Genomic DNA, 19665 nt, shown 5'->3' with positions numbered 1-19665 from the left:
CTTCATGAAGTGGCACCCACCGCAAGGAGCGGGTGCTACACGCCTGCCTCAGGCCTGTGCTTCGGCCAGGCAGGCGTCTTCGTCACCGTGCAATTCCTTTGCTGCGGCCAACTCCTGGCGCACCGATGCACAGGCCTGTGCCAGGTCTGCCAGCAGGTCCTCGGTGTCCTCGATGCCCACCGAAATGCGCACCAGCCCTTCGGAAATGCCCAGGGCCAGCCGTTCTTCGAGGGTGTTTTCCACATGGCTGGTGGTACGCGCCGGGCCGTAGATGGTTTCTACCGCGCCCAGGTTGCCCGCCCGATGGGCGTACTTCAGGCGCGGCAGCAGCCGCGCTACGGTGGGCATGCCGCCTTTGAGCACGAAGCTGACAATGGCGCCGAAGCCACGCATCTGCGCCTTGGCGATCGCATGGCCCGGATGCTGGGGCAACCCCGGGTAGTTGACCGCTTCGACCAGCGGTTCGGTAGTCAGGTAATGCGCCAGGGCCTGGGCACTGGCCTGTTGCTGACGCAGGCGCAGGGCCAGGGTCTTGATACCGCGGATGATCAGGTAGGCGGAAAACGGGTCCAGCGCCGCACCGTTGATCTCGCGGTAGTGGCGCACCTGGGCCATCAACGACTCGGCACCGCACACCACCCCGCCCAGTACATCACCGTGCCCGGACAGGAATTTGGTGGCACTGTGCACCACCACATCCACGCCCAGGGCCAGCGGGTTCTGGTTCAGCGGGGTGGCGAAGGTGTTGTCGGCCACCACCACGGCGCCAGCCTTCCGGGCGGCAGCGCTCAGGCGCTGGATGTCCAGTACCTTGAGGGTGGGGTTGGTAGGGGTTTCCAGATACAGCAGGTCGCAACCCGCGGCGATCTCGCGCTCCAGCGCTTCGGTGTCGAGGGTGTCGCACAGGCAGACCTGCACACCCATGCGCGGCAGGAACTCTTCGAAGATCTTGTTGGTACCGCCGTAACTGTCGCGGGTCGATACCACACGCTTGCCGCTTGAGAGGAAGGTATGCAGCACGGCACTGATGGCAGCCATGCCGCTGCTGAATGCCACCGCCGACTCGGACTGCTCCAGCTCGCAGAGCTTGGCTTCCAGGGTAGCGACTGTCGGGTTGCTCATGCGGCTGTAGATGTAGCCGGGCAGCTTGCCCTGCGCCACGTCGTACCAGGCATCGATGTCGTTGTAGCCGTAGGCGGCACTGACCACGATCGGGGTCTGGGTAGCGTTGTACGGATGCTGAACCTGCTCCCCGCTCCACACCACACGCGTACCGATACCGGCCGCTGCATTGCCCTCGAATTTCTCGTTCTTGTTCATATCCGGTTCCCGCACCGCTGAGTTGTGTACACCGATTCGGCATCGGCTTTCAGCGGACTATAGGGGCATGGCGGGGGGACTGAAAAACGATGGAATCCGGGTCTGAGTAACGTTTTTTTTAATGGCTGGGGCCGAGCGGGTGCGGAAGCCGCCCTGCCCCTTCAAGGCTTTACGCCAGGTTGCGTTTCAGCTCGGCGATATGCTCCGGGCCAATGCCACAGCAGCCACCGATCATGCTGGCACCCCGTTCACGCCAATCGTTGGCCCATGCCAGGTAACCCGGCGGGTCAAGGTCTTCGCGCAGCTCATCCAGGCCGTCGTTGGCGGTGGCTTCCTTCGGCTGCGGCGGGAAGGCGTTGGCATAGGCACCAATGGCGATGTCAGCGTTGTGTCGCTCGATTACCGAGCGCGCTACATCCAGTGCAGCGCCAATGACCTCGGGCTGGCTGCAGTTGAACAGCACGGCCGCCGCGCCCAGGCCGACCACGGCCTCGATGGCATCGGCCACTGGCTCGCCGGAGCGCAGGCGTGGCACCTCGTCGACCTCTTCGTCCTGCAGGGTGAACGACACCCAGAACGGCCTGCCGTCTGCCGGCAATTGGCCGTGGATGGCTCGCACCTCGGCAACCGAGCTCTGGGTTTCGGCCAGCCACAAGTCAACATGCGGGGCCAGGCCCTGCAGCAACGGGGCCAGCACCTCCTCGACGCGCTCGGGCTGGAACAGGTCCGGGCGATAGGAGCCGAACAGCGGCGGCAGCGAGCCCGCCACCTTGACCGGGTGCGCTGCGGTATCGGCGGCATGCCGCGCCAGCTGGCCTGCGATATTGGCCAGTTGTCGTCCTTCCTTTGCAAAACGCTCTTCGCCGATGTGGAACGGCACCACCGCATAGCTGTTGCTGGTAATGACCTGGGCACCGGCAGCGATGAAAGCTGCGTGCACACCAACCACCGCTTCCGGCGCCTCGCTCAGCGCCAACGCCGACCACTCGGGCTGACGAAACGGCGCCCCACTGCGCTGCAGCTCACGGCCCATGCCACCGTCGAGAATTACTATCGCTCGCTGTTTCATATAACTACTCTAAAGGTGCTTATGAATAAAATTCATTATGTAGGTGACATTTATAACTATTAAATACCGCTTCCTATAATTGGCCAACATTTCAGGTATGTCCATGCGATTTTCTACTGTGCTCGGTGCGGGCCTTGTGCTGCTCGCAACTGCTTCCCAGGCCTTTGCCGGTGCCACGCTGGAGCGGGTTGAATCGCGCAAGGAACTGGTCAACGTTTTGATGGAAAGCTACCCACCGTTTTCCTTCCTCAATGACCAGAACCAGCTGGACGGTTTCGACGTGGATGTGGCCAAGGCCGTGGCGGACAAGCTCGGCGTCAAGCTGCGGCTGGAAACCCCTTCGTGGGACGTGATCGCCGCAGGCCGCTGGAGCGGCCGCTACGACATCTGCATCTGCTCGATGACCCCCAGCAAGGCCCGCGCCGAAGTTTTCGACTTCCCGGTGAAGTACTACGCATCGCCTGCGGTGATCGTGGTCAATGCCAAGGATGAGCGTATCCATGGTGCCAAGGACCTGGAAGGCCGCAAGGTGGGTTTGACCAGTGCATCGAGCTATGAAAGCTACCTGAACAAGAACCTGGTCATCGAAGGCGACGAAGACAAGAAGATCGAATACCCCTTCGACTTCGTGCAGATTGCGCCTTACGACACCGACAACGTCGCCTTCCAGGACCTTGGCCTGGGCGCCGGCGTACGCCTGGACGCAATCCTCACCAACCTGGTGACCGCGCAGCCGCGCCTGGACCAGGACAAGCGCTTCAAGCTGGCAGGTGCCCCGCTGTATGAAGAGCCGAACTCGGTGGCCATCGAGAAAGGCGACCCCGAGTGGGATGCCAAGGTGCGCCAGGTGTTTGCCGAGTTGAAGGCTGACGGCACCCTGGCCAAGCTGTCGCAGAAATGGATTGGCGCCGATATCAGCAAATGAGCACCTTCCCCTCCTCCTCCCCCAAGCCCGTGGCCAAGCCCACGGGTGCCGGCCTGTTCGGCTTTCGCACCCGGCTGTTGCTAACCTGGCTGGCGCTGTTTGGCCTGTTCGTCGCGTTTTTCCTCAGTTTCGATCTGAAGTTCTCGATCATCCTGGAGAAGTTTCCGAACCTCGCCGGTTTCAAGCTGGGGCCCAACGGCTTTCTGCAAGGCGCGGCACTGACCCTTTTCCTGTGCCTGTGCTCGATGCTGGTGTCGGTGCTGTTCGGCTTCGCCGCCGCGCTGGCGCGGTTGTCGAACAGCGCGGTGCTGGTGGGTGTCGCCAGCTTCTACACCTCGTTCTTCCGCGGCACACCCCTGCTGATCCAGATTCTGCTGATCTACCTGGGGCTGCCACAGCTGGGCCTGGTACCGGGCGCCATCAGCGCCGGCATCATCGCCTTGTCGCTGAACTACGGGGCCTACCTGAGCGAAATCTTCCGCGCCGGCATCCTCGGCGTCGCGCGCGGGCAACGTGAAGCGGCGCTGGCGCTGGGCATGCGCACGCCGCAGATCTTCTGGCATATCGTCCTGCCCCAGGCCATGCGGGTGATCATTCCGCCTACGGCCAACCAGTTCATCTCGATGCTGAAGGATTCATCGCTGATATCGGTGATGGGGGTATGGGAGGTGATGTTCCTGGCGCAGTCGTACGGGCGGTCGAGCTATCGGTACCTGGAGATGCTGACCACGGCGGCGGTGATCTACTGGGTGCTGTCGATCCTGCTCGAGCTGGTGCAGGCGCGGCTGGAGCGGCATTTTGGCAAGGCTTACCAGCGCTAGGGGCCAGGCTGGGTTGGCAGCCCCCCCTTATTGAACTGCACGTAAACTCATTGAATTAGCAGGGACACTGTGGGAGCGGCTTTAGCCGCGAACACCGGCGCAGCCGGTGCCATGCACCGCGTTGGATTCTTCGCGGCTAAAGCCACTCCCACAGCGTTACAGCGCCTTCATTTCAGCAATATCCCGCGCCACCTGATCAGCCGATTGGTCGAACATCGCCTGCTCCTGCGCATCCAGCGGCAACTCGATCACCCGCGCCAGCCCATCCTCTGCCAGTACGCAGGGCACACCCATGGCAATATCCGTGCGCCCGTACTCGCCTTCCAGGATCGCCACCGCCGGCAAGATGCGGTTTCGCCCGTTGGCGATCGCATCGACCATCTGCGCAATCGCCACGCCCGGCGCATCGCAGGCGCTGCCCAGCTTCTTCAGCCCCAGGATCTCGCCACCACCCTTGCGGGTGCGCTCGACGATCTGCTCGATCTGCTCACTGGACAGGAAGTGCGACAACGGCACCGAACCGATCTGGCAGTAGCGCATCAGCGGCACCATGCTGTCGCCATGCCCGCCCAGGACCAGCGCCGTGATATCCCGGGCAGAAAACCCGGTCTGCTCGGCGATGAAACACTTCATGCGTGCGGTATCCAGCACCCCCGCCTGGCCGAACACCTTGGTGCGCCCCTGCCCACTCAGGCTCCAGGCGCGATAGGTGAGCACATCGACCGGGTTCGACACCACCAGCACGGTCGCAGTTGGTGCATGCAGCTTGATGTCGGCCATGATGCCGTCGAGGATTGGCAGGTTGATACTCAGTACATCCTGACGCGACTGCCCCGGCTTGCGCGGCACGCCTGCAGTGATGACCACCAGCTCAGAGCCGTCCAGCATTTCAGCCTTGGCCCCGCCGTGAACCCGGGTATCGGAACCCGACTCGACTGCCGCCTGCCACACATCCAGCGCCTTGCCTTGCGCCATCTCGCCCTGCACATCCATCAACACCAGCTCACGGCACAACTCTTCCCGAGCGATGATCTGCGCCGCCGCCTCGCCGACCATGCCGGCACCCACGATTGTCAGTTTGTTCACACGACACCTCCCAGCGGCGCGCGCCACCAGGAACACGCCTGCGATACACAGAAGTATTGACCGCTGAGGGGAAAAGGCCACTCGAAGGCAAATGTATGCGTCGCCTGGAGCCGCGAGCTATCGGAAAACACGGGCGAAGCTCGTGCCATGCGCCGCAGGGGTCCGCGCCCTCAATTCACAAAAAATTCATTTCACTGCTTGCACTGCAGCAGTCAGCGTGCTCTCTTTGTCCCATGTCCCGGGACCAGGGACAAATAGGTGAAATATCATATGAAAGGTCAAGACATAGGTTTATTACTCAAGCTAGTTTGCCTCCACCGGCATGAGTCGCATGGAAAGGCTGTGGGGGCGTGGCCGCACGACTGGAAAGACTGGGAGGAGGAAAGCGATGACCACATTCCGCGTTACCAGGGGCAGCCAGATTTTTTTGAGGAGGGGACCCCACATTTCTCTTCCTACACCGCCCGAGCACTGGAGCTACAAACGGGCATCAGCAAGACCCAGATAAACATCTCCTTGAAGCATTGCACGCAAATTGGATTGGTCAAAGCTGACCGCAAATCGGGCGTGCCTAGAGCGAACACCAAGGCCCTTTTTGAGTTCATCGTTTACGGTCTGAAGTATGTTTTTCCGGTTCGAGCCGGAGAGCTGACTCGTGGCATTGCAACCAGCTTTGCAGCGCCAGTTCTGGACAAGAGCTTGATTAGCGCTGGTGAGCATGTGCCGGTCTGGTCATATGCCCGTGGCAATACCATGGGAATGAAGATCGAGCCGCTGTTCAAGACCGCAGCAGATGCCGCTCGAAGAGATCCGGAAATGTACGCCCTGCTAGCACTGGTCGATGCCATACGGCTGGGACAACCCCGCGAACGAAACCTTGCGGCAGAACTGCTGCAGGATCGCCTGGAGTTGCCATGAGCGTTTTCAGTACCCTTCGAAGCATGCTATGCGAGGTTGCCAAAGCATTGGGGCCCGAACTTCGCCAGCAGATGACCTTTGTTGGTGGCTGCACCACGGGCTTGCTACTGACGGACGCTTTCACCCGGGAGCAAGTACGCAGTACCGACGATGTTGACCTGATCGTGCACGTCATGGGCCCCATAGGCTTCGCCCGTTTGCAGGAGACGCTCAGCGCGCGCGGTTTCCGGGTCAGCCCACAAGAAGATGTTGATGACTTCCCCATTTGCGCGATGAAACTTGGCGATCTTCGCGTCGATTTCATGCCGGACGACGATTCCCTTGGATTCAGCAACCGCTGGTACAAAGACGCAATGGCCTCTTCTACAGCCTATGACCTAGAGGAGGAAGTTACTATCAACCTGGTCAGCCCCGTGTACTTCATGGCCACCAAACTGGAAGCCTGGACAGGGCGCGGACAGGGGGATGCCCTGTCGAGCCGTGACATAGAAGATATCCTCAACTTGATTGACGGGCGCCCGGAGCTAGCAGACGAAATCGAATCTGCCTCTATCGAAGTACGCGACTACATCAGCCAGGAGATTGGTCAGCTACTGACTGACAGGAACTTTGAATATGCAGTCAACGCCCAGGCCAGAGGCGATGCGGATCGCGAAGGTCTGCTGTTCGAACGGTTAGAAGCCCTGGCAGGAGTGAACCGCTGATGCAGATTGGCTGGCTCAGTCGCCAGGGCAAGGCACGGCTCAGCAACAACGATGCAGCAGCTTTCGGGCGCAATGGTGACTACGTGTTGGCCATTCTCGTGGATGCTGCCGAAAGAGGCGACGGACAAGGCCTCGCCCGACACTGGTCCCGTACCGTGGTCGACGTTGCAGTTGGAGAGGCCCAGCAACTGAGCCCCGAAGGGCTGGTCAGTATCATGCGTGCCGAACAGCAACGCTTGCGACAAGATTATCTACACGCCATCGCCAGCTATTGCTGCGTACTCATCGACCTTCAGCAGCAATTGATCCATGTTGGGCATGTTGGCGATTGCCTGGTGGGACTCCAGCGACCCGGCATGCCCATCAACTGGGTGAACAGGCCGCACAATCTGCAGGAACAGGCGATTTGGCCGGGGGAGATCTCGGGGATTAACGAATCACGGCATCTGCTGACCCGCTCACTGAACGCAAGGCGCTTTTGCATTCCGGACTGGCAGATGACACAACTCCCATGGGATGGACGGCTGCTGCTATGCAGTGACGGGTACTGGCATGAACATCTACATTCGGGTATCGAACTGCAAAGCGTCAACGATGACGCTAGCATGCTAAGCCTGGAATATGGTGAGCCAGCCATTGAACTACAGGCGGACTGCGACAATTTCCGGGAATGCATTCCGAGCACAGTGACTACTACTTCGGCCTGACGCGTTGTGCTGGCAGGCAGAATGGTAGCCCCTCACTAGCACAGCGCATACCTAAAAAACTGCGCTGTTTCCATCCACATGACATCGATTGATTCCCGTGGCGCTTTGGGCCGGGCGGCATGCCTCTCGGCACGGGTATCGGGCACTGATCCTTGCCGCCCTCCTGGCCTTGCCCTTGCGCGGGCTGATCGCCGGTTGCTGGGAGTCCCCGTGGGCCCTGATTCCGGTACAGGCCCTTGATGGAATCGGGGCAGGCCTGCTGGGTGTCGCCTTGCCTGGGCTTGTCGCTTCCATCCTGCGCGGCACTGGGCACATCAATGCAGGGCTTGATGCAGTGATGACGATACAGGGAATAGGCGCGGCCATGAGCCACGCACTTGCCGGCTGGATCGCGCAACATTTCGGCTATGGCACAGCCTTCGTCGTTCTGGGTATCGTGGCTGCAATCGGGCTACTCACCTATCAGGCAGGCCTTAGGAAGGGACACCCAAGCCGGCAATTGCCAGCTCAGCCAAATAACGTTGACACGATATAGCGTGCTGCACGCCATCCACCAAAGGCTGGCACCCGGCCAAGCCGCGCCAACTCATTCATTCACCTGAGTAAACTGCATGCCTGTATTTGATCCATCCTCGCTCATCTGGGCCGTCGCCGCCGTTGCGACCGGTGGGGTAATCCTGCGCCCCTGGCGGGTGCCGGAATATGTCTGGGCAGTCGGCGCCGCTGTATTGCTGACCGCGTTTGGCCTGGTGCCACTACCCACGGCCCTCGGCGCTGTCGCCGAGGGTGGCGATGTTTACCTGTTTCTGATCGGTATGATGGTGCTGGCCGAACTGGCACGCCAGGAAGGGCTGTTCGACTGGCTGGCCATGTACGCGGTGCAGCATGCCCGGGGCTCCGGCCAGCGCCTGTTCGACCTGGTATTCCTGGTGGGGGTACTGGTAACGGTGTTCCTCTCCAACGATGCCACGGCTGTGGTGCTTACCCCAGCAGTGTATGCCGCATGCCGGGCGGCCAAGGCCGAGCCGCTGCCCTATCTGTTCATCTGTGCCTTCATCGCCAATGCCGCCAGTTTTGTGCTGCCCATTTCCAACCCGGCCAACCTGGTAGTGTTCGGCAGCCAGATGCCGCCGTTGCTGGATTGGCTGCGGCAGTTCACCTTGCCGTCGCTTGCGGCCATCGGCCTGACCTACCTTGTGCTGCGGCTGGCCCAGCGCAAACAGATACGCCAGCCCCTGGCAACGACTATCGACATGCAACCGCTGTCCAGCGGTGCACGCTTGTGCGCGCTGGGTATCGTGCTGACAGGCGCCCTGTTGCTGCTGACCTCCGCCCTGGACCGGCAGCTCGGCTTGCCCACCTTCTGCGCCGGCATCGCCACGGCCGGGCTGATCCACCTGCGCCAACGGCGCAACCCGATGCCGGTGCTCAAAGGTGTGGCATGGGGCGTACTGCCGTTGGTCGCGGGCCTGTTCGTACTGGTGGAAGCGGTGGCACAGACGGGTGTGATCGAGCACCTGGCCCATGGCTTGGCCGCGCTGGCGCGCAGCTCCGAGCACCAGGCGAGCTGGGGCGCCGGCGTGGTCGCGGCTATCGCCGGCAACCTGATGAACAATCTGCCGACCGGCCTGATCGCAGGTTCCGTTGGCCATATTGTCGATTTACCCGCGAAAACTACTGCGGCGCTGCTGATTGGCGTCGACCTCGGTCCGAACCTGTCGATTACCGGCTCCCTGGCCACTTTGCTCTGGCTGGTTGCCGTTCGCCGTGAAGGCGAACACGTCGGTGCCTTGGACTTCCTGCGCCTGGGGGCACTGGTAATGCCGCCTGCCTTGATCGGGGCGTTGGGGTTGCTTCATTTGTGAAGCGCTCGCAAGCGGTCCGCGTACCGTGTGGGAGCGGGCGTGCCCGCGAAGAATCCAACGCGATGCCTGGCACCGGCTGCGCCGGTGTTCGCGGCGGTTCGACGCCTCGACACACCCGCTCCCACAAGGTCACTGCCAACTCAATGATTTATGGCCTGGCAACTTACGCCTTGAACAAACGCTCGGCGATGAAGTCGACGAACACTCGGATCTTCGGCGACAGGTGGCGGCTCGATTGCCACAGCGCCCAGAACTGGCCCTGGTCGGAGGTATGCGCATCAAGCAGGCTTTCCAGTGCGCCAGTCCTGACCGATTCACGTACCAGAAAGTCCGGCATGTAGGCGATACCATGGCCGTCCACCGCAGCCATCAGCATTGCCTCCATGTTGTTCAGCGTCAGCACCGTGGGTAAGCGCAACTGGGTAATCTCGGGATCGGCGCCGAGGCTCCAGTCCATGATCTTGCCGGTCGTGACAAAGCGATAGCGCAGGCAGTCGTGTCGCTCCAGGTCGGCTAGCGTCTGGGGCCGCCCCTTGCGTGCCAGGTAGGTAGGCGCTGCGCACAGGACAAAGCGGAACGGCCCGAGCTTGCGCGACATCAATTTTGAATCGGCTAGCCCACCACTGCGGATCACCACATCGAAGCCATCGTCGATCAGGTCGACCAGGTGGTCGTTGAAGTCCATTTCCAGTTCGATTTCAGGGTATGCCTTGCGAAAGGCCGGCATCAACGGCAGCAGAAAACGGTAGCCGATGGTCGGGAGGCTGACCCGCAAGCGACCACGCGGGGCCTGTATCGCATGGGACAGCATGGCCTCCGCATCCTGGAGGTCGTCGAGGATGCGCCGGCAGCGCTCATAGAACAGTTGGCCTTCCGCCGTCAGGCTGACCTTGCGCGTACTGCGCTGGAACAGCCGCACTTTCAACGAACTCTCCAGGCGGGCAACGTTCTTGCCGACCGCCGATGCGGAAATACCCATCGCCCGCGCCGCGCTGACAAAGCTCAACGACTCGGCGGTTTTCACGAAGGCGAGGATGCCGTTCAGGCTTTCCATGGCATTACTTCCCTTTTGTCCATTATGAGTGGAGTTCCAGCCTGTTTATCCAGCATTGCGGCCACTATAGATTTAACGCACACGGAGCTACAACAGGAGGGATAGCGCAATGGATCAGGCTACTGATCACACCCCGCACGCGGGCCGTTACCATGTTCTGGCAGCCATCTGCCTGGCCGCCCTGGTGCTGCCGCTGAGTTTCACCGGTGGCGCCGTGGCCACGCCTGCCATCGGCAAGGCCTTCGATGCCGAGCCGTCCTCGCTTACCTGGATCACCAACGCCTTCATGCTCAGTTTCGGCAGCCTGCTGATGGCAGCCGGAACCCTGTCGGACATTTACGGGCGAAAGCGCCTGTTCACGCTGGGCCTGGCCCTGTTCGTCATCGTCAGCATCCTGCTGGCGAGCGTCTACAGCATTGTCTGGCTTGATGCCCTGCGGGCGGTGCAGGGCGTTGCCGCCGCCGCTGCCCTGGCCAGCGGTTCCGCCGCCCTGGCCCAAGAGTTCGAGGACCAGGCCCGCACGCGTGCGTTCAGCCTGCTTGGCACCACGTTCGGGCTGGGCCTGGCGTTCGGGCCGATGGTCAGCGGCCTGCTGATCGAACAGTTCGGCTGGCGCTCGATCTTCGTCAGCACCGCGGTCCTTGCTGCGATCTCGCTGCTGGCGGCGTTGTCACGGATGCGCGAAAGTTTTAACCCCGAAGCGCCCGAGCTGGACCTGCCCGGTGTGCTTGCCTTCTCGAGCATGCTCGCACTGTTTACCACTGCGATCATCCTGGGGCCGCAGGCCGGCTGGCGCTCCCCGCTGATCCTGGGCCTGTTCGGCGGCGCGGCACTGAGCTTGCTGGCGTTCGTGACCATCGAGCTGCGCGCCAGGCAGCCGATGCTCGAGCTGAGCCTGCTGAAATACCCGCGCTTTGTCGGGGTGCAGATTCTGCCGATCGGCACCTGTTATTGCTACATCGTGCTGATCGTACTGCTTCCGTTTCGCTTGATCGGCGTAGAAGGCATCGCCCCGATGCACAGCGGCCTGACCATGCTGGCACTGTCGGCGCCGATGCTGGTGGTCCCGCTGCTGGCCGCCTGGTTGACCCGCTGGGTAAGTGCTGGCGTGCTGTCGGCTGCAGGCTTCCTGGTGGCGGCTGCGGGGTTGTACCTGTTGGCCCATGCCGCTATTGGCGATTACCAGCAACTGGTGCTGGCAATGCTGGTGATTGGTATCGGCACCGGTTTCCCTTGGGGCCTGATGGACGGGCTGGCGGTTAGCGTGATCCCCAAAGAGCAAGCAGGCATGGCCGCCGGCATCTTCAACACCACCCGGGTAGCCGGCGAAGGTGTCGCCCTGGCGATCACCATCGCCCTGCTCACCGCGTTGGTAGGTAACAGTCTTGGGCGCGTACTGCCTGCCGGCGATTACAGCGAACTGGCGCAGCGCCTGTTGATGGGCGACCTGGGCCAGGTTCAGGGCGTCGACCCGATGCTGCTGCAGGCTGCGTATCTGGACGGCTTCGGCACCTTGGTTCTGGTGCTGATCGGGTTCACCGTGTTGTCGGCTGGAGCGGCGTTCTTCTTGCTTGGTCAAGACGAGCAGGCAAGGCGTGCCAAAGCGCCTCACAGCAGCCTGCCAGCCTCCGATTCGGTGCGGGGCTGACGACGGCATGGCGATTACACGCAACAACGGGATCTTGCCTAACGCTCAGGGGCCTGGCCGCTTCGCTCCATGACCTTCCCACACCGCTCACTGGCCAAACGGCTGATGATCCGGATCGCCTGATGGATACCGGCCGTGTTTTGAAAGCTCAGGTGCGGGTTGTGTTCACACTCCGGCATTTCGCCGTGCTGGAGGGACTAGCGCGGTCCCTGTAGGAGCTGGCTTGCCTGCGAAGGGCTGCGCAGCAGCCCCATAACCCTACCCGACAGGAATACACCACCAGAAGGCCATTAGCAGAAGGCCAGCCGCAAGCGTGATATCCGGCCCGCCGCTCATCAATGATCCTGCCTAACTAACAGGGTCCTGCCCGTTTCGCTCCATCACCTTCCCACACTGCTCACTGGCCAAACGGCTGATGATCCGGATCGCCTGATGGATACCGGCAGTGTTGCGAAAACTCAGGTGTGGGTTGTGTTCGCACTCCAGCATTTCGTCGTGCTGGAGGGACTAGCGCGGTCCCTGTAGGAGCTGGCTTGCCTGCGATGGGCTGCGCAGCAGCCCCATAACCCTACCCGACAGGAATAAACCACCAGGAGGCCATTAGCAGAGGGCCAGCCGCAAGCGTGATATCCGGCCCGCCGCTCATCAATGATCCTGCCTAACTAACAGGGTTCTGCCCGTTTCGCTCCATCACCTTCCCACACTGCTCACTGGCCAAACGGCTGATGATCCGGATCGCCTGGTGGATACCGGCAGTGTTGCGAAAGCTCAGGTGGGGATTGTGTTCGCATTCCAGCATTTCGTCGTGCTGCACCAGGGCTTCGCCTAGCAGTTCGAGGGTCCAGGCGTAGCTTTGGATGGTGGATAGGCGTTCTTGGTCAGTCATGACGTGCCTCCTTTGTTGCAGAGACAGAGCGAGATTGACTGGAGGTGAGATCGCTGAGGGCCGTCGAGGAACGACGGTGGAGAACGAATGCGAGGATCTGTAACGGATTTTCGGTGGTCATGCATGAGTTCCTTTCGTGATGGAACTGCCACCGCTCGCGGCCAAGCAAGTTAAGGTGGCAGCAGTACGCGGGTTGGCCGACCGGGACGAAAGGAGCCCGGCACACCCGAAGGTGTCCCGCGCACCACCGCCATAACACGACATCACGGGCACAAAAAAAGCGCCTGCGATGAAGACTGGGCGCTGATGCGCCTTTCGATTCCGACCGGCCAAGGTCGCATCACCGATGCTTCGGCGACGGGAGGACTTTATTCCCGAGAGGCTGTTTTCGCAAGTTTCGGAGAGTAGGAAAGGACTATGCGTTTCGTAGGAAGATGGCCATCAGAGATCTTTAGCAGAGGGCCAGCCGCAATGATGATGTCTGGCCCACCGTTCATGCATTTGCGAGTTAGGTTAGCGTTGTTGCCATGGCTAACGGCGACACTGGAAACGGGTCTTGGGCTGTATGGTATCCATCCAGCTCTCGGCACGATGCCCACGTAGAGTCGGAATCAATCATGGCTGCTTTCATATCGTAGCCATCCAGCAGTCAATGAGCCTCCACCTACGCGGTCTTTTGGATGAGTCCGCCCTTCACTGACAGGGACTTCCGGGAAGTCAAATGGGCTCATGCCTTCGATACAGGCAACGTTGACCCCGTATTGATCCGGTGAGGAGCGGCGCTGGTGGAAGGTGTAGATTCCGCATTTCGAGCAGAAGTAGTGCTTTGCAACACGTGTGTTGAACTGATACAGGGTGAGCGCATCCTGCCCTTGGGTCACAGTGATATCGCCCAGGTTGGCTGATACCGCCACTGCACCCCGCATACGGCAGAGCGAGCAGTTGCACCGGCGCGCTGTACGCACACCATCGGTTAAGCGAAGTGAAAAACGCACCGTCCCACAATGGCAGGCTGCCTGGTAAACAGGGCGATCATCGTGTTTTTCATCAGTCATAGCGTTTCTCTTGTCGTGTCAGAGGAAACAAAGCAGTTGGTCTGCGGGTTGTGTGACGAGCGGGCGGGATCAGCCGCTGGAGGTACTGATGGAAAGCTCGGCCATCTGAAAATATCTATGACCGATTAAAGCACTATCTTAAAGAATCTCGCCAAACACCCCGAAACCATGGGACGAAAGCCAAATGCCGGCCCCCCATTATCTTGAAACCCGTACAACCGGAAGTGAAAAAACCGCTGACTATTCACTCGGCCGAGAAGCTGGGCTGAAGGTGGCCTGATCGGCCAAAAGCAGAAAACGGAAGAAACAAAAATGCCCGCACAAGGCAGGCTTTTTTGGAAGGGCCGAATACAGGATAACCTGCATCAAACCATAAAATTCTGGCGCGGGAGACAGACGGGTGTTTGTTGGACATGAGCGCCCGGTCTTCGCGGGGCTGGAATTTGGTGGATTTTTAGATGTACCTCATAGGGCATCTATAAATCAGCTAGTTATGGATTTCGGTGGAGTCGAATCGGGTATTTTTAGCTCTTTTGATTGATGCTCTGCCAATGAAGAGCCAGGGTACGCCGGAACGATGCCGCGAATTCTATTCACTATCTATCTGCGCCATCTCATTCCGGGACCGCACCTAGAAATATTACAGCGGGCTAGGCTCAGTTATCTGAGAGTACGCACTGGGAAGGTCTTTTAGGGCCTCTCTAACTAAATCAATATTTTCAGATAAGATATTTAAATTCACAATATTCTCCTTCCTCACGTCTTTAAGGGAGTCATTCAAAACCTTACAGACCTCTCGATCCGTGTAACCCTTCCCGTATAGCCAAACTTCAAAGTCAGACTTCAATCCGAGACGAAGACTCTCTTGGAGACGCCGAACTAAATTGTAAGCCGTCTCATTTTCGGTCGTCTCCTCCAATATGTCAGCAGAAGCTCCTATTACAGACATACCGTCGAATGCGAGCATCGCTGTAAAATCTACCACCGCCTCTTGGGTCACTTTGCGAAGCATTGAGCCCGCCCGAATGACAGCTCCCATCTTAACCATTTTTTTGTAAATATCGTCGTAACTATCTCCCCTGACCCACATGTCAGCTATCGTAAATCTTGCCTCCCTTGGCTCAATACGGCTCATCCTATCACCAATAACGTCCTCAAGCAGGTCCCAGAAAAGCGTTAGCATTTCTACTGCATCATCTTGAAGGTCCAGTTCAAACGAGTTGTCAATTAACCAGTTATCGATTCGTTTCAGAGCATCCAAACCCAGCAACGTTTTCCCGTAATAAGAAAACTTCTCTGCTGGCAGTGCACTTATCCTATCGTGAAAAATTAAAAAGGCTGCATCCAAATGCGCCTTTTGCTGCGGACCTGATAGGTGATACGCAAGAGTGCCGTGACACAATTCAACGAAGCTGCTCAACTCTGCTGTGGCAGGGTTTTCCCTAATCATTGCCAAAAAAAAGCTTTCTATTGATTCCACCAAGCTTGCCCTATATACCATATCTGCGTACAAGGGCAACTTCCTGGCTTCTTCAGGACCAAATGATTTTTTTAGATTTTGGATGGCCTCGGATGGATCCTTTAAAAATTGCAGACTGGTATTTACTTCCGACAGCGGATCGAAGGGTTTGACCAACTCCAGCAAACTACTTATGCAATCTTCAGAGTTACTAAAGTCCAGCAACCCCAAAACATCTGCCCATCTTTTTCTACCCGCCAAGGTTCTGCGACCATCATAGATCTTCTGATCTGAAAATATTATACTGCCTTCAGTATGATATCCCGCACGGCCAGCCCTTCCTATTAAGTTTTGAAAGTCCCGAGTCTTGATCCACTTCTTTCCCTGTGCCAAGCTCGAAATTATCAAATATTTGATAGGCAAATTCACACCCTGAGCCAACGTCGACGTGCATACCACTAATCGTGCCTGGTTGTGACTCATAGCCCATTCGACAGAAACCCGAACGCCGTTTGGAATTCCCGTACTGTGAGGCAGGGCTCCTAATTCGATAGCTTTGGAATAGATATTCCCGTCACCAAAATGCATATTCATCAGCTTGGCTATCCGCAGTAGCTCACCAGAATCGCTTATGGTCGAAGGGGGAGCCAGAGATAGACCACGTTCGTAATTTCCAACTATTAGCTTTAAGGTGGATTTAACAGTGGCTTTTGTCCCGCAAAACATAGCCACTGGGCCTTGGCTGGCCAATCTAATACCTAGATAGCATGCACAACTTGCCGACTTGCTCCTTTCAGGAAAATACCGATCTTTTCTCTCGCCTTTCTTCCTATTCAGCTTCGTCTCTTGAATAACCCTGGGAACGTACAGCCCACTATCTTTCACGTTATCGCTATCCAGATAGCTCAGCTGCCCCATATCTGTAACCCAACTTAGGAATGCGACACTTTTTATTGCGGGGAGCTTTTTACCAGTCTGTATGAAAATGCCCGACTCGCCATTCAACCAATCATTTAGACTCTCTGCATTTGATACCACAGCAGAAATCAACAGTTTTTGTGCATCAGCAGGCAGAGCAACATTGAGAGATGAGATCAGCAACTCATACGTTACCCCCCGAGTACCAGTATCGAATTGATGCCCCTCGTCAAATATCACCAGACCAATTTTTTTCGCCAGCTCGGGCTTCTGTCTCAGCAAATAGACAAGTTTCTCAGGAGTGGAGATCAGAATATTGTTTTCGACACTGCCTTTATACTCATCGCCTAGCAAGAACTTTAAAAACTCCGCTTCATGAGTATCAATATAGCTGACATCTCTTAATTCGTTAACTCCGACACGCTCGTTAGCGAATGATTTTTCAAATTCGTTCTTGATCTCAGAGCACAAGGCGCGAAACGGGGCTACCACAACGGCAAGATTTGCGCGTCCGTTCATGAATGCGCTTCTTATCACGATTTCCGCTGATTTGGTCTTCCCTGCGCTGGTCGGCATTTGAATAACGGCTGACTTGCCATTCAGAACACCTGCTTCCGCTATAAGTCGCTGGCCTGGCCAAAACTCCCGGACGGTTTTACCTTCCTTAAGGATCGGTGCCCATTCATCGATATCGATTCCGGTATACTGCGGGAGGCAGATAATGGAGGAAGTATGGAGACGCCTAGAAACTACAGCGCAAATAGTGTCTACCAACAATATCTCTCGATCAGAACCTCGTTCGTATACGGCTTTGCGAAGTTGCGCAGCTGCGTCTAAGACAGCCTCAATATCGGAGCCCAACTGGAAGAACGATGAAAAACATGCATGGAGAACCGATACAAAGGTATTAAAGACCCCAGAGCCAACCTCATAATAGCTCTCATCATGGCCCTGCTTAAGAAGCCATACTAGATACCCTTCGAGATAGCTATCCGTAAGTATCGCTGGGTTAGGCGGTAGAAGCCTCGCCACTACGAGTGAACTACCAGGCATATCGGCCAGATAGTATGCTGCGGAAGAAAGAATCGTCAGGTACTCGTCGATTCCAGACGTAATTTTACTGGTCGTCAACGATTCAAAATACTGCCCCACAAGCACAAGTTGCTCCTGCAATTCCTGCTTGTAACTATCCACAGAACCTGGGCTCCTTGCCTCCGCCGCTGATAGCTCACCGAGAATCCCTATTGTCAGTAGAACTAGACGCCTAGGGTCTTGGGCCATATCAAGATGAAATTGCTCCTCAATTCCAAACTCATACAGCTTCGCCTTAGCACGAGTGATATCTAAAATCACCCTAGAGTTTACTTCAAGCTTCATCGGCTGCTCGCTCGTACAAGGCATGAACCAGCTTCATCAGAAGTGATCCGTGGATAACAATCAGTTCAAGGACATCTTTGCCGGGATGCGAGCTAGAATCTGATAGTTCTAGAGTCGGGGCATCTACCGATGATGATGTATACACCGCAGCTGCACCATAGCGTCTTTTATATGGATAGTCAGATTCCTGCTGGAAGCGGCCAACTACTGCAATTGAACCATGGTCGCCTTTATCGTAGAGCCTTTGCTTCATCGCATTTAACGACTCCGCTAGCCTGACCTCATCTTTCACAGAGTGATCGATAGCTGTCTGCAATACGTTAACTTTCTTACTTTTACCTTTTGTCGGACTTGCTTTTGCTTTCACCTCAAAAATCAGAAGCTCATCCTGGTCGCTGATTAAGTTTAGTTTTTTCTTAAAACCTAAAACATCCGACCCCTTAGTAGATTCGTTTGTTATCGTCTTTCTATCGTAACGAGTGCGATATACCAGATACTCTCGAACATATTCCAGGTAATCCGCCACCAGCAATTCCGCGAAATCACCCGCCCTGATACTTGGGCCAGGTTTTTCTGTCTGGTGAGGAAATTTCAGATTCCTCAAGTACTCAGCGTTGGACATTCCTGGGGGCTTGAGAAACGCCAGCTCTCCATCGGAGCAGTAGTGGCTTCGGAAGTACCGTGCCCAGTCACTCATCATCTTAGTATCAGCGAGGTCATGGCCTAACACCCACACAGGGATGGGTTTCCCGCAAGCTGACGTGAGGGCGGCGCCCGAATCGGTTAACCACTGAAGATAGGATGGAGTTGTCATATGCGATCCTGCAACAAACTACTAGCAATCCTTGTACACAGCGATGAAACCCATCGCTACTTATGGAATCATAGTGACACCATTGAATCCCCAGTGCCAGAGCATCACCTAAGAAGCTCTCCGGGCACACAGGCTTGGGTCCTGCGGGCTTACTGGCCAGTACTCCAGCAGCTCAAAGCGGCATAGGTCAGCTCGCGACCCGTGTAGTTATCGTGTCCTGGCACAGCTGTCACCGTTGTATTCAGTCCCTACACAGAGGAAAGAGACGAGCACAGGTTGGCGCAATATTCGACCAAGCGGATAGGTTGCTGGAGGATCGCAAAGTAAAGAGGAGCGTCCGGCACACCAAAGCGATGTACTGGAATTGGTGTCCATCACATGGGTCAGGAACATGCGAGCTATCAGCTTGCGAGATCCGCCAAAAATCATTGCCGTGGTTTTCAGGACTCACACCACGGGGTCGCTGGTTAAAATTGCATTGGCACTGTTCTTTCTACGCGCCTACGGCGGGTCAGCATCTCGGTGCATGGCACGGGCTTCGCCCGTGTTCGCGGGCACGCCCGCTCCCACAGGGATCACGCCATCCATTTTCGTATTGAGCACGACAGTTACTCCTGCAGGTATGGCATGCCCCTTTGCCTGAGGCTACCCCTGGAGGACCGGGTTATCCGGGAAGAAAGCACCTCGGTGAATGGCACCGGCTTCGCCGGTGTTCGCGGTGAACCCGCTCCCACAGGCTATTGCGGAGTGTCTGCTGGCTACGGTGACCAGGCAGGCAATCTGAGATATCTCTAGTGAAAACACTATCTAAAAAAATTTGGCCGAACACCCCGAAAACACTGGGCGAAAGCCAAATACCAGTCACCCATTATCTTGAAACCCGAGCAACCGGAAGTGAAAAGCAGTTAACCATTCACTCGGCCAAAATGCAGGGCCGAAGGTAACCTGATCGACCAAAAGCAGATTGGGGAAAACAAAAATGCCCGCACAAGGCGGGCATTTTTGGAGGGGCCGAAACCAGGAAAACCTGCATCGTGCC

General features: G+C 57.5%; 16 protein-coding genes. 8 read left to right on the top strand and 8 right to left on the bottom strand.

Features of this window, described 5'->3' with window-relative positions; translation table 11 throughout:
• Window positions 1–48 precede the first annotated feature (48 nt).
• The gene (locus tag ACK56M_RS04020) at window positions 49–1320 is read right to left on the bottom strand and encodes a cystathionine gamma-synthase family protein (protein WP_015268882.1); all 1272 of its coding nucleotides are present in this window, start codon (window positions 1318–1320) and stop codon (window positions 49–51) included.
• A 169-nt stretch (window positions 1321–1489) separates the two neighbouring features.
• Complete coding sequence (locus ACK56M_RS04015) at window positions 1490–2389, bottom strand: homocysteine S-methyltransferase family protein (protein ID WP_015268881.1); 900 nt, start codon at window positions 2387–2389, stop codon at window positions 1490–1492.
• Between the two features lie 103 nt (window positions 2390–2492).
• Between ACK56M_RS04015 and ACK56M_RS04010 the strand changes: the two genes are divergently transcribed.
• Window positions 2493–3314 carry an ABC transporter substrate-binding protein gene (locus ACK56M_RS04010; RefSeq protein WP_015268880.1) on the top strand — a complete coding sequence of 274 codons (822 nt, stop codon included), beginning with the start codon at window positions 2493–2495 and terminating at the stop codon, window positions 3312–3314.
• Window positions 3311–4135, top strand: a complete 825-nt coding sequence (locus ACK56M_RS04005; RefSeq protein WP_411959259.1) for an amino acid ABC transporter permease — start codon at window positions 3311–3313, stop codon at window positions 4133–4135. The genes ACK56M_RS04010 and ACK56M_RS04005 overlap by 4 nt, the downstream gene beginning before the upstream one ends.
• Before the next feature lie 156 nt (window positions 4136–4291).
• On the opposite strand, the gene ACK56M_RS04000 is transcribed toward ACK56M_RS04005, so the two are convergent.
• Window positions 4292–5221: a malate dehydrogenase gene (locus ACK56M_RS04000; protein WP_411959258.1), complete on the bottom strand. Its 930-nt coding sequence runs from the start codon at window positions 5219–5221 to the stop codon at window positions 4292–4294.
• 270 nt (window positions 5222–5491) lie between these two features.
• Between ACK56M_RS04000 and ACK56M_RS03995 the strand changes: the two genes are divergently transcribed.
• The 5 genes from ACK56M_RS03995 (at window position 5492) to ACK56M_RS03975 (ending at window position 9415) form a co-directional block, all read left to right on the top strand.
• Entirely contained in the window at window positions 5492–6139 is a 648-nt protein-coding gene (locus ACK56M_RS03995; protein ID WP_100413045.1) for a hypothetical protein, read from the top strand.
• Window positions 6136–6843 carry a hypothetical protein gene (locus ACK56M_RS03990; protein WP_411959257.1) on the top strand — a complete coding sequence of 236 codons (708 nt, stop codon included), beginning with the start codon at window positions 6136–6138 and terminating at the stop codon, window positions 6841–6843. The genes ACK56M_RS03995 and ACK56M_RS03990 overlap by 4 nt, the downstream gene beginning before the upstream one ends.
• Window positions 6843–7550 carry a PP2C family protein-serine/threonine phosphatase gene (locus ACK56M_RS03985; RefSeq protein ID WP_411959256.1) on the top strand — a complete coding sequence of 236 codons (708 nt, stop codon included), beginning with the start codon at window positions 6843–6845 and terminating at the stop codon, window positions 7548–7550. Before ACK56M_RS03990 ends, ACK56M_RS03985 begins: the two co-directional genes overlap by 1 nt.
• Before the next feature lie 97 nt (window positions 7551–7647).
• On the top strand, window positions 7648–8085 hold the full coding sequence (locus tag ACK56M_RS03980; RefSeq protein WP_411959609.1) for an MFS transporter: 438 nt from the start codon (window positions 7648–7650) through the stop codon (window positions 8083–8085).
• 76 nt (window positions 8086–8161) lie between these two features.
• Window positions 8162–9415 carry an arsenic transporter gene (locus tag ACK56M_RS03975; protein WP_015268873.1) on the top strand — a complete coding sequence of 418 codons (1254 nt, stop codon included), beginning with the start codon at window positions 8162–8164 and terminating at the stop codon, window positions 9413–9415.
• A 163-nt stretch (window positions 9416–9578) separates the two neighbouring features.
• Here ACK56M_RS03975 and ACK56M_RS03970 read toward each other — a convergent pair whose 3' ends face one another.
• Entirely contained in the window at window positions 9579–10469 is an 891-nt protein-coding gene (locus tag ACK56M_RS03970) for a LysR substrate-binding domain-containing protein (RefSeq protein WP_015268872.1), read from the bottom strand.
• Window positions 10470–10578: 109 nt separating this feature from the next.
• Between ACK56M_RS03970 and ACK56M_RS03965 the strand changes: the two genes are divergently transcribed.
• Window positions 10579–12117 (top strand): MFS transporter, encoded by a 1539-nt coding sequence (locus ACK56M_RS03965; RefSeq protein WP_309672414.1) that lies wholly within the window; start codon window positions 10579–10581, stop codon window positions 12115–12117.
• Window positions 12118–12775: 658 nt separating this feature from the next.
• Here ACK56M_RS03965 and ACK56M_RS03960 read toward each other — a convergent pair.
• The 4 genes from ACK56M_RS03960 to ACK56M_RS03945 form a co-directional block, all read right to left on the bottom strand.
• Window positions 12776–13003, bottom strand: coding sequence for a hypothetical protein (locus tag ACK56M_RS03960; protein ID WP_232880223.1), 228 nt, complete (start codon window positions 13001–13003; stop codon window positions 12776–12778).
• A gap of 611 nt (window positions 13004–13614) precedes the next feature.
• Window positions 13615–14058, bottom strand: a complete 444-nt coding sequence (locus ACK56M_RS03955) for a GFA family protein (RefSeq protein ID WP_080563731.1) — start codon at window positions 14056–14058, stop codon at window positions 13615–13617.
• A gap of 640 nt (window positions 14059–14698) precedes the next feature.
• On the bottom strand, window positions 14699–17812 hold the full coding sequence (locus tag ACK56M_RS03950) for a DEAD/DEAH box helicase (protein WP_253138628.1): 3114 nt from the start codon (window positions 17810–17812) through the stop codon (window positions 14699–14701).
• Window positions 17802–18626, bottom strand: coding sequence for a Hachiman antiphage defense system protein HamA (locus tag ACK56M_RS03945; RefSeq protein ID WP_411959255.1), 825 nt, complete (start codon window positions 18624–18626; stop codon window positions 17802–17804). The genes ACK56M_RS03950 and ACK56M_RS03945 overlap by 11 nt, the downstream gene beginning before the upstream one ends.
• Window positions 18627–19665: the final 1039 nt, after the last annotated feature.

The organism is Pseudomonas sp. s4 (assembly GCF_046764235.1).
GTDB lineage: Bacteria > Pseudomonadota > Gammaproteobacteria > Pseudomonadales > Pseudomonadaceae > Aquipseudomonas > Aquipseudomonas asiatica.
This window is presented reverse-complemented; position numbering and strand designations above follow the sequence as displayed.